The organism is Guptibacillus hwajinpoensis (genome assembly GCF_020171785.1).
Taxonomy (GTDB): domain Bacteria; phylum Bacillota; class Bacilli; order Bacillales; family Guptibacillaceae; genus Guptibacillus; species Guptibacillus sedimenti.
This window is the reverse complement of the sequence record NZ_JAIVAE010000008.1, coordinates 201,220-217,482: the sequence shown is the minus strand read 5'-3', so window position 1 is coordinate 217,482 and position 16,263 is coordinate 201,220. Positions and strand designations below refer to the sequence as shown.

General features: G+C 39.8%; 15 protein-coding genes and 1 other annotated feature. Of the genes, 10 read left to right on the top strand and 5 right to left on the bottom strand.

Annotated elements, in window-relative coordinates:
• Positions 1-121: 121 nt before the first annotated feature.
• A complete protein-coding gene (locus tag LCL91_RS13510; protein WP_224883101.1) occupies positions 122-1,300 on the top strand; it encodes an MFS transporter in 1,179 nt (392 codons plus the stop codon).
• A gap of 47 nt (positions 1,301-1,347) precedes the next feature.
• Here LCL91_RS13510 and LCL91_RS13505 read toward each other — a convergent pair whose 3' ends face one another.
• Positions 1,348-1,545: a hypothetical protein gene (locus LCL91_RS13505; protein ID WP_224883099.1), complete on the bottom strand. Its 198-nt coding sequence runs from the start codon at positions 1,543-1,545 to the stop codon at positions 1,348-1,350.
• Between the two features lie 133 nt (positions 1,546-1,678).
• Between LCL91_RS13505 and LCL91_RS13500 the strand changes: the two genes are divergently transcribed.
• The 5 genes from LCL91_RS13500 (at position 1,679) to tyrS (ending at position 5,655) form a co-directional block, all read left to right on the top strand.
• Positions 1,679-1,882: a helix-turn-helix transcriptional regulator gene (locus LCL91_RS13500; protein WP_159781344.1), complete on the top strand. Its 204-nt coding sequence runs from the start codon at positions 1,679-1,681 to the stop codon at positions 1,880-1,882.
• A 2-nt stretch (positions 1,883-1,884) separates the two neighbouring features.
• Positions 1,885-2,259, top strand: coding sequence for a permease (locus LCL91_RS13495; RefSeq protein WP_224883097.1), 375 nt, complete (start codon positions 1,885-1,887; stop codon positions 2,257-2,259).
• 77 nt (positions 2,260-2,336) lie between these two features.
• Positions 2,337-2,687, top strand: a complete 351-nt coding sequence (locus tag LCL91_RS13490; RefSeq protein WP_098442406.1) for a hypothetical protein — start codon at positions 2,337-2,339, stop codon at positions 2,685-2,687.
• A 376-nt stretch (positions 2,688-3,063) separates the two neighbouring features.
• Positions 3,064-3,999: a ferrochelatase gene (gene hemH / locus LCL91_RS13485; protein ID WP_224883096.1), complete on the top strand. Its 936-nt coding sequence runs from the start codon at positions 3,064-3,066 to the stop codon at positions 3,997-3,999.
• A gap of 124 nt (positions 4,000-4,123) precedes the next feature.
• Positions 4,124-4,348: a binding site (T-box leader), on the top strand.
• A gap of 59 nt (positions 4,349-4,407) precedes the next feature.
• Complete coding sequence (tyrS, locus tag LCL91_RS13480; RefSeq protein WP_224883095.1) at positions 4,408-5,655, top strand: tyrosine--tRNA ligase; 1,248 nt, start codon at positions 4,408-4,410, stop codon at positions 5,653-5,655.
• A gap of 41 nt (positions 5,656-5,696) precedes the next feature.
• Here the strand turns inward: tyrS and LCL91_RS13475 are convergent, their stop codons facing one another.
• Entirely contained in the window at positions 5,697-6,455 is a 759-nt protein-coding gene (locus tag LCL91_RS13475; protein ID WP_224883094.1) for a FixH family protein, read from the bottom strand.
• A 260-nt stretch (positions 6,456-6,715) separates the two neighbouring features.
• Positions 6,716-7,522 (bottom strand): GNAT family N-acetyltransferase, encoded by an 807-nt coding sequence (locus LCL91_RS13470; protein ID WP_224883093.1) that lies wholly within the window; start codon positions 7,520-7,522, stop codon positions 6,716-6,718.
• 169 nt (positions 7,523-7,691) lie between these two features.
• Here LCL91_RS13470 and LCL91_RS13465 point away from each other — a divergent pair, with 169 nt between their 5' ends.
• Together LCL91_RS13465 and LCL91_RS13460 are read left to right on the top strand one after the other, a co-directional pair.
• Complete coding sequence (locus tag LCL91_RS13465) at positions 7,692-12,590, top strand: lamin tail domain-containing protein (RefSeq protein WP_224883092.1); 4,899 nt, start codon at positions 7,692-7,694, stop codon at positions 12,588-12,590.
• Positions 12,591-12,704: 114 nt separating this feature from the next.
• Positions 12,705-13,388, top strand: a complete 684-nt coding sequence (locus LCL91_RS13460) for an HAD family hydrolase (RefSeq protein WP_224883091.1) — start codon at positions 12,705-12,707, stop codon at positions 13,386-13,388.
• Positions 13,389-13,391: 3 nt separating this feature from the next.
• Here the strand turns inward: LCL91_RS13460 and LCL91_RS13455 are convergent, their stop codons facing one another.
• Positions 13,392-13,919: a cysteine hydrolase family protein gene (locus tag LCL91_RS13455; RefSeq protein WP_224883090.1), complete on the bottom strand. Its 528-nt coding sequence runs from the start codon at positions 13,917-13,919 to the stop codon at positions 13,392-13,394.
• A 172-nt stretch (positions 13,920-14,091) separates the two neighbouring features.
• On the opposite strand from LCL91_RS13455, the gene LCL91_RS13450 reads away from it, so the two are divergent.
• Positions 14,092-14,511: an organic hydroperoxide resistance protein gene (locus LCL91_RS13450; RefSeq protein ID WP_224883089.1), complete on the top strand. Its 420-nt coding sequence runs from the start codon at positions 14,092-14,094 to the stop codon at positions 14,509-14,511.
• Positions 14,512-14,792: 281 nt separating this feature from the next.
• On the opposite strand, the gene LCL91_RS13440 is transcribed toward LCL91_RS13450, so the two are convergent.
• Positions 14,793-15,626 carry a transporter substrate-binding domain-containing protein gene (locus LCL91_RS13440; protein WP_224883088.1) on the bottom strand — a complete coding sequence of 278 codons (834 nt, stop codon included), beginning with the start codon at positions 15,624-15,626 and terminating at the stop codon, positions 14,793-14,795.
• A 274-nt stretch (positions 15,627-15,900) separates the two neighbouring features.
• Here LCL91_RS13440 and LCL91_RS13435 point away from each other — a divergent pair, with 274 nt between their 5' ends.
• Entirely contained in the window at positions 15,901-16,134 is a 234-nt protein-coding gene (locus tag LCL91_RS13435) for a hypothetical protein (RefSeq protein ID WP_224883087.1), read from the top strand.
• Positions 16,135-16,263: the final 129 nt, after the last annotated feature.

The window sequence follows — 16,263 nt, the reverse complement described above, 5'->3', positions numbered from 1 at the left end:
CATACATATTGATTACGGTTTCATAATTTTGTGAATAACTTGGAGAAATGGAGTGATCGTTCCAATGTAAACTGACTACCCTTACTTTGTGGAAGAACAAAAATAAAAAGGGGTAGTTATGATGAGATTTCGTTCATTTCGTTTTCTATGGGTTGGGCAGGGGTTTGCCAACATAGGGGACGTTCTCTATATTGTGGCGCTTATTGCCGTTCTTTACCAGGCAACGGGTTCTGCACTTTATCTTTCGTTGTTACCGTTCACGATTACAATGGCTCGTTTTGTGAGCGGCATGTTTGCACCGCTCGTATTAAACCGTGTGTCGTTAAAAGGATTGCTCGTCGGTTCACAAAGTTTAAAGACGGTGTTGCTAGGATGGCTTGGTCTGTCTTTATGGATTTTCACTCCTTCTGTGCTGTTCATAGTAATGATTGCTTTTCTAATTGCATTTTTGGATGGGTGGGCCGCGCCTGCTCGGAATGCCATGCTGCCTCAACTCGTTACGGAAAATGAACTTGCGAAAGCGAATAGTTTCGTAGCGGTCGTTGATCAATCGATTCAATTTGGAGGTTGGGCGATTGGCGGTATAATGGTTGCGGCTACGTCTGGCTTTATTGTGATTTGGATTACTTTTTTGATGTATGTCATTTCTACGTTCATGATGGGTTTCATCGTCGTAAAAGGTTATCAAGATCGGCAAACGAAAATTCAAATGATGAGCGGTTGGAAAATCATTTGGAAACATCCAGTTCTACGTGTTGTTCATATGATGGTCGTTATTGAAGCTATCGCAAATGTCGTCTGGATTGCTGCGATTCTTTATATCTTTGTGGAAGAAGTGCTTATGAAGTCAGAAGCATGGTGGGGATATTTAAATGCAAGCTTTTTCATCGGTTTGATTGTTGGTGGTATGGCAGTATCGAGGTATACGCGTTGGTTTGAACAGTATATGAAGGAAACGCTACTCATGACGTGCTTTTCGATTAGTATTCTCACGTTTATCTTTGGCATAACAAGTGTCCCTGTTGTAGCTCTTCTGTTAACTGTACTTTCTGGAGTAGTTGAACAAATCAAATCCATCGCGATGGTAACGATGATTCAAAAAAGATGTCCGAATGAGTCTCTTCCTGAGGTATTTAGTGCACAGAGTGCTCTGATCTCAATTACGTTTGGTCTTGGATCTTTGTTTTATGGCTTTCTTGCTGAGCTTGTTAATGTGCCATTTGTTTTTGGTTTATCAGGAGTCTTATTGTTAGGATCAGCACTTTATTTACGAAAGAACATTCACGTCTTTAATGAATAATAAGAAACAGCCCTCATGCTAGCCTAGCAAGGGGCTGTTTCTTGTGTTTATCGATTTTGATCTTTATTTCCTGTTACATCGATAGCGGGCGTATTGTTGCCGAGATAGCTAGTAGGGTGAGTTGGTTCCTCGCCATAGAAATCTTCATTGATTTTTTCGTCAACATTTACAGGAGCTTTCCCTTTGTAAAAGGAATCGTTGATCTTTTTGTTGGCGCGCACGGATTCGCTCGGATCTTGTTTCATATTCGACCTCCTTATTTCGTCTGTACCTATTTAGCATGTGTAGTTTAGTGGGAGATCATGTTTTGTAAAGTTAACTTTACGTAAAGTGTGCTTTACGTTAAAATGATGGTGAAGAAGTTAGGAGGCCTTTTAATTGAAAAATGTACTACGTGAAAAAAGAAGAGAAAAAGGCTTTTCACAAGATCGTCTAGCAGAAATACTGGGCGTATCAAGACAAACGATTATTTCAATAGAAAAAGGAAAATACAATCCGTCTTTACCGCTAGCACTCGAAATGGCGAAATTGTTTGGAACGATTGTCGAGGAGATTTTTTATTTAGATTCAGAGGGGGAGTAGGTGTGGGAATTAATAAAGCGTATGTTGTTTTTGGCGTCTTTTTTGCTTTAAATGCTTTGTTATTACTGAGCGTTGGGATTGGTACAGGTAATGAACCGATTCCTGCGAGTTATATGCTGATATCGATGTCCATTATGGGTTTTTGCTTAAGTTACCTTCAGCCGCAATTTAAGGCGAAAGATGAGCGAAGTCGCATGATTCGAGAGAAAGGGATGTTTTATTCCTATTTTGCTGTGCTTGGGTACATCGTGGTATTTCTTTCTCTTCTTCAATTCAACATTGTAGAGATCAGTGCAGTAACGGTGCTGAGTGTGTTAGCTGCCATGCTGATTAGTACCGTTTTTGTTTCAATGGTGATCGTCGCTAAGCAGCATTAAATGCCATCACGATGATTAGAACGGATGAGATTCGGGAAACCCTTTTTATGAGATCATCAAAAAGGAGTTGGATTGACATGAGTAAATCATTACAAGCCTATTTTACAACAGAGAACGATGCAGAAAGTGCAAAAGCTGATTTGCAGACTTATTCGGTAAGTCAATTGTCAGTTGAACATATACCTGAAGATAAAAAGCTTAACATTGATGCACCTATTCCAGGACAAGGAACAGCTACACCGGCTGGAGCGAACAACGATTTGTTCTTCTCGAACGAAACGCCTACAGGAAAACAAGAAGAAAATGCAGATCCTTCTGGAAAGGCAGATCGAGAGTTTCGCTATTTGTTAGCATTTGAAACAGATGAATCAGATGATACGGATTTACGTGAAGTGGTTTCAAAACATAATGGTGCTATGGAGAAATAAGGACAAGAGCTGCGCGAATGTGCGCAGCTTTTTCTTATGAGTGGCGGTAGGGGGTCAGGTACGTACCTGACCCCCGCTTCACTACCGCGCTACTTCACAGCAGTATGAAAACAATCGTTGGTGGGCAGGCTTGAGATTGAAGTAGAAGAAGAAAAAGACAGAACGCAAGATGTCCGCTATACTAGTGAAGGAAGCGCATCGGATGTGGCAATCTACATAAAGATTTGGTTCAATGAGTATGACACAAAACGTTGCGAATTTAAGTTCGGTTTCCTTTGATTCAGGAGAGAAAAAAAGGTATACTGATAGCTAGATGATAATAATTACAAAAAGATAGTTTGTTTAATTAATTATTGGACGAGAGGGGAACACATTCATGGCTAAAAAAACAATGGGATTACTCGTAATGGCGTATGGAACGCCGTATAAAGAAGAGGACATTGAAAGGTATTACACACATATACGACGTGGTCGTAAGCCGTCTGATGAACAATTAAAAGACCTCCAAGATCGTTACAAAGCCATTGGTGGTATTTCGCCACTTGCGAAAATAACAGAAGACCAGGCGAAAGGGCTAGAAGCTCATCTTAATAAGGTTCAAGACGAAATTGAATTCAAGCTATATATCGGATTAAAGCATATTGAACCTTTCGTTGAAGATGCTGTTCAAGAGATGCATAATGATGGAATTGAAGAAGCGGTTAGCATCGTCCTTGCTCCTCATTTCTCCACATTTAGCATCAAATCATACAATGGACGAGCTAAACAAGAAGCGGAGAAAATCGGAGGGCCAGTTATTCATTCTGTAGAAAGCTGGTATGATGAGCCTAAGTTTATCTCCTACTGGGCAAAGCGAATAAAAGCGATCTTTGACGACATGTCTGACCAAGAGCGTGAAAAAGCAGTACTAATTGTTTCAGCCCATAGTTTACCTGAGAAAATCATTGCAAATGGAGACCCTTATCCTGATCAATTGAAAGAAACAGCCAACCTCATTGTTGAAGAGTCTGGCGTGAAAAATGTGGCAATCGGTTGGCAAAGTGAAGGAAACACACCTGATCCATGGATCGGTCCTGACGTACAGGACTTAACGAGAGATCTTCACGAAAAGCAAGGTTTTACTTCGTTCGTTTATGCGCCAGTTGGTTTTGTCGCTGATCATCTAGAAGTCTTATTCGATAATGACTACGAATGTAAAGTTGTGACCGATGAAATTGGCGCAAACTATTATCGACCAGAAATGCCAAATGCCCAGGATGAATTTATTGAGATTCTTTCAACAGTCGTTTTGAAGGAACTGAATCATAAGTAATAAAAAAGCAGCCTGTCTTTTTCGCAGGCTGCTTTTTTATTACTGGCAGATTGAAGTATGAAAGATCAATTGACAACCAAAGTAAAAAAAGATAAAGTAATGAGAAATTCATGTATCGGAATAATCAAAAGCTGTGAAGAGGAAGCAGTAGCGCGTTATGATCAGTAGTGGCAGAGAACCAGTGGGTGGTGTGAACTGGTACAGCATAGCCGTGAATTACCCCTCAGAGCTTTCTTGACGAACGGAGTGATCCTACTAGTCAGGAACGGGAGAACCGTTATCCAAATCGAGCCGGAAGAATTTATTTCTTCAATCAGGGTGGTATCGCGTGTTAAGCCACGTCCCTATTTATTAGAGGGGCGTGGCTTTTTATATGATCAAATTTTACTTATTAGGAGGTCGACAGGAATGAACAGGAGCATGGATCAGTTATCAGCAGAACAAAGAAAGGAAATGGAAAGGCAATATGCGGTCTATACCCATGGAACGAGTCAAGTCATTCCTGGAGAGGAGCTTAAGGAGAAAATCGCTACTTCACTTCTGAAAAATAAGCCGCTTAAAGTTAAATTGGGTCTTGATCCTTCAGCACCCGATGTTCATATTGGACACACCGTTGTGTTAAATAAATTAAGACAGTTTCAAGAAAATGGTCACATGATTCAACTGATTATTGGAGATTTCACCGGAAAAATTGGTGACCCGACAGGAAAGTCTACAGCAAGAGTGCAGCTTACTGACGAAGAAGTGGAACGAAATGCAAAGACTTACCTTGAGCAGTTTGGAAAAGTTCTGGATCAAAGCAAGGTAGAGCTTCACTATAATTCAAAGTGGCTTTCTGAATTAAAATTTGAAGATGTCATTGAACTCGCCGGAAAAATTACAGTTGCTCGTCTACTTGAACGTGACGACTTTGAAAATCGAATGAAGGCGAATAAACCTGTTTCTCTTCATGAATTCTTTTACCCACTCATGCAGGGCTATGACTCTGTTCATTTAGAAAGTGATATTGAACTTGGTGGGAACGATCAATATTTCAACGTTCTCATGGGGCGTCACCTACAGGAACAGTTTGGGAAAGAGAAGCAAGTCGTGTTAATGATGCCGCTGCTTGAAGGGTTAGATGGAATTGAGAAAATGTCTAAATCAAAAGGGAACTACATCGGAATAACTGAGAAGCCATCCGAAATGTATGGCAAAGCGATGTCGATTCCGGATGAGCTGGTCATAAAATACACGGAACTCATTACCGATTTATCGCTTGATGAAAAGCTAGCGGTTCGACAGGAAATCGAACAAGGACGCATTCACCCAAGAACGGCTAAAATGAATCTCGCCAAAACCATTGTACGCATGTTTCATGGTGTAGCAGCTTCTCAAGATGCGGAAGCGCAATTTCAGCAAGTGTTTCAACAAAAGCAGCTTCCAACCGATATTGAAGAAGTTCTATGGGAAGGTGAGCGCTCGATCTCAGTGCCGAATCTAGTCGTTTCTCTCGACATGTTACCGTCAACGAGTGAAGCAAGACGAATGGTGAAAAATGGTGGCATAAAACTGAATGAGACGAAAGTCACCAATGTAAACGAAGAAGTGGCAGTAGAAGATGGACTCGTGGTTCAAGTAGGGAAACGAAAATTTAAGAAGATCAAATTAAACTAATAAAAGGCTCTCCCTTCAAAGTGAAAGGGAGAGCCTTTGCGTTATTCTGTGATTGTTAGGTTTTCTTCTGTATGTTCATGAAGCCCTTCGTCATTCTCGACATGAATGGTAACGGTGTAATCACCAGCATCTTTAAATGAAGTGGTGGCTTCGTATTCGCCGTCTTTCTTTTCTTCAGCGTCAACCCACTCAGCTTTTTCTTCATCCACTTTCGAAATTTCATAACGAACGTCAGCACCTGTTAAAGCGGCATCGTCTTTTTGGAGGTGTGCCATTAACATAACCTCTTCATTGGCTTTCATTTCTTCAGGCTTCATGAGATGAATGGATACGGCGCTTTCATGTTCATGCTCGTGTTCATGACTTTCAGAAGCGGCTTCTTCTTCAGAACCTACCATGATTTCATTTTTCGGCATCGTATGTAGATCTCGAGCCGTTACATGAGATTGAACAAAATATTTTCCGGCTTCATCAAGTTGCTGTTCAGCCGAATACACGCCATCGCCATCGTGAGAAGCTTCGATCATTTCACTCTCTTCTTTAGCGCCCTCTTTCCACACTTCGAACATCACTTCATCTGCATCGTCTACCTTTTCTTCTCCTTGTGTAACCGTGACAGAGAATGTAACCTTTTCACCTTTTTCTACTTTTTCAGGAGTATCTAGAGCAACTTCAAGCGTCTCAACTTGCGTCTCTTCAGCTGTTGAATTATTATCAGATTCATTTGCATTATCCTGTCCGCATGCCGCGAGAACAATCGCCATACTAAGAATAGAAACTAACGATCCTAATTTTTTCATTTCATTCTTCCTTCCATTATCCAATAAACGATTTACTAAGTTTACAGTATGACCAAAAATCGAATCTTGTAAACTTGAGCAACACTTTAATAGTAAGAAAGTTAAGCTGTGATCTCAAGTGGATATTAGATTGACATGTGACTAGCTCATGACAAAATCGTATAACTCCTAACTTGTCTAAAGGAATAAAGTAGTTGAAGAGATGTTGAATTAATTCCAGACGTGAAGAAAACGATCCGTAAAGAGAGGGATCGTTTCCTTCACGTCATAGGTGTTTCTGTTTCAAAACGGATCATCATCCATTTTTCAATATCCTGAAATCCGATCCGCTTATATATCGCACCTGCATCAGGATTATCATAGAAAAGACAAAGCACTTTCCCTTCTTGGAGAACGTCGAAGCATAATTTACTCGTACATGTTGTAGCATAACCGTTTCGTTTATAGTCTGGTAAAGTGCACACGCCCACAACCATGGCGGATTGAGAGTTTTCTGCTGCTGTAGAGGCGGCTGATACAGGCTGGCTGTCCCTTTCAATATAGTAGGTTCTCGATACGCCTTTCTCTTGATTACGTTGTTTTTCCTCTACGGTTTCGGTGGCATCAAACTCATCAATCTTATTATGTAGAGAATGAATTTTACTCAGATCATTTAAATCTGCTTTTTTCACTTCTTCTATGTTCTTTAGGGAAAGCTGCTCCACGCTTTCACACTTTGCATAGAACAGTTCCCGACTTGAATGAGGGGGATGGGAGATGTTTGGCTGAATTTGATTGGTTACTCTCTTCAAACCCGACATCATTAGGAAGTTTGTATCATTTGAAATCACCTTTGCAAACCCTTCCGCATCAAATTCGGCAGGAGCAAAGGGGATATAGTTTCTTTCATATTTTAATAGAACAGCTCGTAATGTTCCGTCTTCAGAGAAATCTCCCCAAAGCTTTTGGAATGGTTGATCATAACCGAAGGCTTCAATGTCACCTAGTATAAACAAATTTTCAGCTGCATGCGGCGTTAGCAAGGAAAGGCATTGGTGATGGTCTTTTTCTGTTAATCGTCTAATCAATTGGTTTTTCCCCCCTTTTTGGATGCTAACTTTCAATTTTACATAAGGAATTCAAAAAGTAAATAGATTCGGAAAATTTATCCTAATTTTACAATTTAAAAACAAGCCATTAATAGTTTAACTCTACTATAAGAGAGGGGGTCCACAATGAACGAATGAGGGGGATGAAATGAAAAGGAATAAAGGTTTTAAATTAGTCAGTGTAGGAATGATTGCATGCCTGTTATGTTCGATGCTGTTTTCAACAAATCTAGAAAACTCAGCACAAGCGGAGGAAGTTGGGTTTTATCCGCTTCTTATTACAGAAATATCACCCAATATTAAAGGAGCGGAAGATTATGAGTATGTCGAGGTCTACAACAATACAAATCAGCCGCTCTATTTAAATGATTATGAATTCCTTTACCGGTATACAGATGGGAGCGCTGAAGATAAAAAATTTACTGTAGAACCAGCTGTCATCGATCCAGGTGAAACGAAGGTATTATGGTATAACAAAAGTGGAAAAACCATTGTTGATTTTGAAAATCACTATGGAGTGACGAAGCTTCAAGATCAAGTGATTAGTCTTGGCGGAGAAGAATTTAGTGGTTTTTCAAACGGCGGAAATCGAGGGGTTGTTCTCCTTGATCGCCAAGGAAATGAAATGCTTCGTGCTTCTTATGCTGGTGATCAGGCAGCTGAGGATTTGAGCGTCCATTATCAATATCCTATTAGGGATAAAGAGATGATGATTTATCAAGCAAAACAAGCGCCAACACCAGGAAGTGTTGAGGAGTCCCAGGTTCCACTTAGTCCGCAACCGTTATCGAATGTTGCTATCACTCATGATGCACTGACAACGCAAAGTGCTAATGAAGATATGACAATTAGGGCTGGAATTACAGCGGAAACTGAATTGCAACACGTTTCGCTTGTTTATCAGCCATCTCAATTAGAAGAACCTGTTGAAGTTCAAATGAAGAAAGTAGAAGATTCTTCAGAACCTTATGGAGGGGTATACGAAGCCGTTATATCCAAAGAAAATTTTGCTTTTTCAAAGGAAATGACTTATTACATAAAAGTAGAAACAGCTCAATATACAAAGAACCATCCTGCTCATGCCGGTGAGCCGTTTACAGTAAAAATAGAAGAAGCGTTAAAAAATGAGCCGCCGGTAATCACGCATGAAGTTCCAGTACCGATTGAAAATCAAGATCTGACAATTTCCGCGGAAATAAAAGATGATACCGGTGTTCAATCGGCTGTTTTATCCTATCGTTTAGATGAAAAAATGGAGCCTGTCACCATTCCTATGGAGCTGGGAGAAGGTGATATTTACTCGGCTGTTATTCCTTCTAATAAGCTTTGGTCCGACACACTTTACTATACAATTAAAGCAAATGATGGAAAGCATGAGGTTACATCGGAAGAGCATAACGTACATGTTGATCGTCCAGAAATTGATCAAACGAAATTACCAGAGTTATTCATTACTGAAGTAGTTCCTGATTCAACGAATGTCAATGGTGCGGATGGTTATGAATTCATTGAAGTATACAATACGACAGATCAAGCAATTAACTTCCAGGATTATAAAATCCAGTATCGGTATCCGATGGATGGTCCAGAAGCAGATTTGATTTGGTCACCTCAAAAAGAAGATGTCACCATTCCTTCAGGTGAATCAATGGTTTTTTGGATTATCAATTCAGCTAATCAAAATGAAACGGTTGTTGATTTTAACAAGAATTACGGATCAGAGCTAGTTGAAAATGAATCTATTGTAAAGATAGAGTCAAATGGCATGTCCAATAGCAGTGCCCGAGGAATTCTTGTTGCAACGAATACGGGTAAAGAGATTTCGATTGGTAATTATAACGATCAGGTTGGCATAGATGATACCGCTGCAAATAAAGGGATACTTTACACGTATCCAACAGATGGTACACAAATTCTAAGGAAAATCAGCAGTGCTACTGAGCCAGCTTCTCCAGGAAATGTGTTACCAGGTCAGGTACCAACTGATTTAATTAAGGTAGAAGAAGATAGCGAACCGCCTTCTATTGAAGCGCTACATGATTTTGAGAAAGTGAAGCAAACGGAAAATATCGAACTAATCTTTGATGCAAAGGATAATCACCTTGTGAAGACAGTAGTACTTTTCTATAAGCATGAGAGTGAAGAGAACTTCCGAAAAGTGTATTTAAAAGAAGACTTTGACGATACATTCTATCATCACACCATTTATTCACCTGATTTAATTGGTAGAAATGGAATTGAGTATTATACGGAAGTATCTGATGGAACGAACCGTATCAAAAGTGAGGTAAAAAAGATTGAGATTGAACAGCCAGTGAAGGAGGCCGTTCGATTAAATGTAGAAGATGGTGATATTCTCTCTGGAAAGGAAATCTTAAAAGGCGCGGCAGATGGAGCAACACCAGATGATCTCCTTCTAAAAATCGATGGGGAAGAGCCAACAAACACGTTTAAAGCACTAGAAAACGAAGCGTATTTTGCATTTGATGTGAAGAAAACAAATCTCTTTTTCCAAAATGGTGTAACGATGGGAGAAGAAGCGCTTCTTATTTTTGATGATACAATCAATCGCTACATGACGGTATCGGTTCCGATCCAATCCAGTCAGCTTGAAATAGGGAACCAAAATACGATTAGCATACGTTCTGGAACGAAAGTATCACCATTTGACGACAATTCAGAAGAAAACCGTGATGATTTCTATGTGAAGAATATTCGACTTGTCATGAGTGATGGCACAATAATTCAAGACGAGGCTTATATGAACTTAGAACAGGAACTTACAATTGGAGATGGGGGCGGAGCTACTCCTGTAGTTGATTTTAACTTTACTCTTTCTGAAGACCTCTTTTCTTCTCTTGCTTACCAGTGGGATACAAGGAAGTCTAGGGACGGTTTGCATACCATTCAGGTTTACGGTCCAAAGAAAGGGAGCGTAGAAAAAACAGTTCTTGTCGATAATACAGCTCCAACGATCCTTCCGACGATTAAAACAAAAGAATATAAAGGGAAGTTTACGATTGATGCAGAGCTTGTTGATAAAACATCTGGGATGGAAAAGCTAACTGCCACACTTGATGGAGAAACAGTCGAATTGCCTTATGAGACATCTTCTGTTGACCTTGAGGCTGGTGAGCACGTTGCTGTGTTTACAGGATATGATGTAGCTGGAAACAAAGCAGAAGAAAAGGTTCCATTTACAGTAGTAGAAGAACAGCCTGAAAAACCTGAAGTCATTTCGCCAGAGAATGGGGAAGGAAATGTAACTGGAAATCCTAAGCTAAAAGTGCTTGTGGAAGATCCTACTAATGACGAGTTAGACGTTGATTTTTATAAAGGCTATCAATATTCCGCTGGAGATAATAATATTAGCGTCCATGCGAACACAGTGGATACAGAACCACCTGGCGTTTTTAAACCTGAAGGGGAGAAAGCAATCACTGACAACGAGGTTCAGCTTATTACGAAAGAAGATCAACAGTATATGACCACTGATTCGACGACTCAATTCCCTTATCACCGTTTTGATGTTGAGGTAGAAGAGTCGGTTCAGGATCGTGATCGTATTGCTCTTCATTGGAAAGGGAAGTCATTAGAAGGAAGAAAAGTATCGATGTATGCCTGGAACCATAATCAAGAAAACTGGGAGCCGATAGTGCAACAGATCGCTCCAGAAGGAGATTTCACGCTTGAAGGGTCTGTCACAGCTAAAGATTATGTAAAAGACCAAAAAGTGACGGTCCTTGTTCAAGATGAAATTCCAGAAAATCGTGATCAGTATGATTATACGTTTGTTTGGATGAGCGATACGCAATATTATTCTGAAAGCTATCCGTATATTTATCAAAAGCAAACCGAGTGGATTAAAGATCAGCAAGAAGAAATGAAAATTAAATATGTTTTCCATACGGGAGATTTAGTGGATGAAGCGGATAAAGTCTACCAGTGGAACAATGCAGATGCAAGTATGAAAGTGCTTGATGATGCCGGCATTCGTTACGGGGTTTTAGCAGGTAATCATGATGTTGATAATAAAACCGGTGACTATACAGCCTTTTCGAAGTATTTTGGAGAGTCGCGCTTTAACGGTCGAGATTATTATGGAGAGTCTTATCAAGATAACAAAGGACACTATGATCTTATCTCTGAAAATGGCAATGACTATCTGATGCTTTATATGGGCTGGGGAATTGAGCAGGAAGAAATTGATTGGATGAATGCTGTTTTAGATCAGTATCCTGATCGAATGGCCATTCTTTCTTTCCATGAATATTTGCTTGTTTCAGGAAACCGAAGCCCTCTTGCGGATAAAATCTATGAAAAGGTCGTTGTGCCAAATAAGAACGTTGTTGCAACGTTATCAGGCCATTACCATGACAGTGAGTTATTAGTAGATGAAATTGACGACGATGGTGATGGGACAGCAGATCGAAACGTGTATCAAATTCTTGCAGACTACCAGGGAGGACCAGAAGGCGGGCAGGGTTATTTACGTTTGTTACACGTCGATGTTGCGAATAATCGAATCTATATGAACACGTATTCTCCTTACTTAGATGATTATAACTTCTATGATAATGAGCAATACCCAGGAAAAGATGAATTTACGATTGATCTTAATCTAGAGCCACAAGTGAAACGTGTAGCGACTGATTATTTTGAAGTAAATGTTTATACGGAAGAAAAAATCGGTTCAGATCAAAGGGTAAGGAGTGGAGGCATTGCTGAAGCAAAATGGAAGAAACTTGCTAAAGGTGAAACGTATTACTGGTATGCCACTGCATCTGATCAGTTTGGGGGGAAAACAACGTCTGACATTTGGCACTTTACAATGAAGGGGTCAAAAAATGAGAGAGTGGAAAAAGAGAAAGAAAAAGAACCTGCTCAAAAAGAGGATAATGAAGTAAAAGAAGATAAAAAAGAGGAGAATGGGATTAAGAAAGTTCAAACCAAGGATGAACAAAAACCTAAACCGAACGATGAGCTTGTAGATGAAGAGAATTCAAGCAGTGAGCAAGTAAACGAAGAAGATGCTGAGAATAAATAATTTTATGGAGATCGTGAGTCTGACTCACGATCTCTTTGTTTTGGAAGGAAATACACGCTCTATAACAGAAGTGAAGAGAGAAGTGTGAGCAAACAATGAAAGGAATTAAGAAGGATGATAAAAGGAATTCTCTTTGACCTAGATGAAACACTTTTAAATCGAAAAAAATCAGTAGAATCTTTTATTCGCGACCAATATAATCGCTACGAACCTTATTTGGCAAGAGTAGAAGGAGATACTTATTGCTCTCGCTTCATTGAACTTGATAACAACGGATACACGTGGAAAGATCGCGTCTATGAGAGGTTAGTAGATGAATATCAATTCCCGTTATCTTCTGCAGAGCTTTTAGATGATTATCTTCTTTATTTTAAACAGCATTGTCACCCTTTTCCAGGCATGTTTGAAATGCTTGAGGCGTTGAAAAAACGGGGCTACAAACTTGGCATCATTACAAATGGAAGAACGGAATTTCAATTAAGCAATATTCGAGCTCTTGGAATTGAAGCGTATTTTGATACCATTGTTATTTCAGAGGAAGAAGAAGTGAAAAAACCGGAGAGTACAATCTTTCAACGTGCACTTGAGCGCATGAATATAAAAGCTCATGAAGCGATTTTTGTTGGTGATCATCTCATCAATGATGTGAAAGGTGCAAAGGAAGTAGGAATGAGAGCAGTATGGAAAAAACGTGAAGAAGAAACCGAAGAGACAGAGGAAGTCTCCATCTATTCGTTGCTTGACCTCTTATCAGTTGTAGAGGAGTGGACCGAAAAAACAAACATAACCCGATATTAAATCTTAGCGTATTCTTTCTACAAATTGATCAGTTGAGATTGTGTTGGCAAACCATTGAAGCGTTTGATTATGATGTTGAATAATTTGTGAAGCCTTTAAAATAGGCGTATCCCAAGTACTGTGTGCATCTCCAATTAGACTAGTAGAAAAACCTCTGCTTTGAGCACTGCGACACGTAGTATCGATGCAGACTTCTGTTTGAATGCCGGCGAGCAGTAAGTGTTGGATTCCTTTACAATATAGCTGTTCTTCAAGCGGCGTTTCGTAAAAAGAATCAGGGGTTGTTTTCTGAATGACGATATCATCTTTTTCAACGGTTAGAAAAGGGTGTAACTCCCAGGCGTCACTATGACGTTGTAAATGTTTTCCGATTGTTTCATGTTGTATATAGAAAATGGGCATGCGTTCTGATTTCGCAGAAGCAATGAGTTTTTTTAAATTATAAAGAAGTTTTGCATCATTATAAACGGATGATCCGCGTTGAAACATACGGTTTTGAACATCGATAATGAGAAGTGCAGTTGCTTGCAAAAATATCTCCCCCTCCAAAATAAGAACAAATGTTCTATTATAAATAATACACTTATCAAAAGAAAAATTCAATCTGTATTTGAAAAAACATTCATTGGCACTATGAATGTTTAAAACAGGTAAAAAAAGGGGACATTTCAGTTGTATGCAAATTAGAAGGAGCTGATATTCAATGAGTAATGTAATGTTTACTTCACAAGCAACTGCAGAAGGCGGACGTAATGGACAAGTTAAATCTTCCGACGGTTTAATTGATTTAAATCTTGTTATGCCAACAGAGAAATCAAGCGAAACAGGCTCAAACCCTGAGCAACTGTTTGCTGCTGCTTATGCCGCTTGCTATGATGGTGCATTAAACCTTGTGGCATCGAAGAAAAAAATGGACATTGATTCAAAAATCACAGCAGACGTTAGCTTGTTGAAAGATGAAGCAGATAATGGCTTCAAAATTGGCGCAGCCCTTACTGTAGAAATTAAAGGTGTTAGCCAGGAAGACGCAGAAATGTTAGCAGAAGAAGCTCACAAAGTATGTCCTTACTCTAAGGCAACACGAGGCAATATTGACGTAGAAATTAACGCAAAAGCTGTTTAATAGCTAAAAGCCGTTCTCCAACTAGTTGGAGAACGGCTTTTTTCATTAGGCTCTTTTCTAATAGATAGTGGCTTTTGAATCAATTATTGAATAAAAAACCACACTTCGCTAATTGTAGCGGAAGGATGCTCGACTCCTGCGGGACTAGCGGGACAGGTGAGACCCCACAGGAGCGAAAGCGACGAGGAGGCTCACCGCCCGCCCCGCGGAAAGCGAGCATCCTGGAGCGGAAATTAACCACTTATCTAAAAGCAACAATATCTAAGAAAGGAGCGGTTAAGTTATTTCTCGAATTCAATATCTTCCGGAAGTTCTGTTACATCTGCATCGTTAAAGAATTTCTTTGAGAGGTCGCGGATTGTGCCGTCTTCGAGCATTTCTTCAATAACGCCATTCACCTTTGAAATGAGTTCTTCGTTTTCTTTATTCATCAATAGTCCACCTTCACTCGGCATGTACTGAATATCAGGGTGAATGGTAAGGTCAAGTTCAGGAAAGGCTGCTAAAGCCAATCGCTGCAAGTAGACATCATTTAAAATAACATCCGTTCTGCCGTTATCAACGTCACGAAGGTACTGTTCATTTGTAGCGTTATCGTAGATGACTTCTTCAGCGCCTTTTTCTTTTGCAAGCTTCATAAAGTTTGTTGTCGCAGCCCCAGCTGCTTTTTTGCCTTCCAAATCGTTAATGGAGTCAATCCCAGAAAGGTCATCAGCCCTTACGATCGCTGTTCCGTAAGAATGTTTGTATGGGGTAGACAGGGCGAATTTCTCTTTACGTTCTTCTGTAATGCCAATATCGTTAGCGGCCAAGTCAACTTTTCCCGTTTGTACAGCCGTCAACATTCCATCAAAGCCCATTTCAACAAATTCAACTTCTAAATCCAGACGGTTTGCCATTTCTTTCACGATTTCAACGTCGAACCCGGTTAAGTCATTTGTTTCTTGCTCGTGATATGAAGTAGGGTAAAGGGTGCCAGATGTCGCCACTTCAATTGTTCCCTTATCCTGAATTTCTCCCCATGTCGTTTGTTCCTCTTCTTTCGCATTATTGTTGCCACATGCTGCTAGTACTCCAAGTAAGGCTAGCAATAAAAGCATTTGCTTTAATTTCATCTAGTATTTCCCCCTTTTTAGTCAGAACTTTACCATAGCAAATCTTCCCGTATTCTAGCAAACCATTTAGACTAAATTTTGTTAAGGAGATTGGAGGCGAGTGTCGATTCGTACGCGTCCTAGCACAAACTAATAATGATAAATAGACTAGATAAAAAATGTGCAAGCAACGGCCATAAGACCTAGTTTAGTTTATGAATGAGAGGGTAACAGGACCATATCGAACCCCCTGAGATTTCTGTGGGTTATACAATAATGGAAGGGGTATGAGGCTTTGAAACAATCGATCGGAAGTTGTACCCACCGATACTCAGTGGTGCAACACCAAACAAAAATGGCGATTGAACATTCCAAGCGCTTGTCTAAAAAGAAAGTGGATGTTCGGAGAATATCTCAAATGACTGGATTTTCAGAAGAACAAATTCTTGAATCGATGGAATTTGGTGATCCCAATTTTAAAGTTGAACGTCTTACGCTTCCAAAACAACATATCCATCTGGACATATAATGTAAACGTCCAGCAAATGAGTGAGCCTGCTTAAAGCAGGCTTTTTTTTGTGATGCCTAATAAAAGGGAAAAGTTGGTTAGTTTCGTAGCTAGTTGGGTACAAGATAGACATAGAAAAATGAATTATTC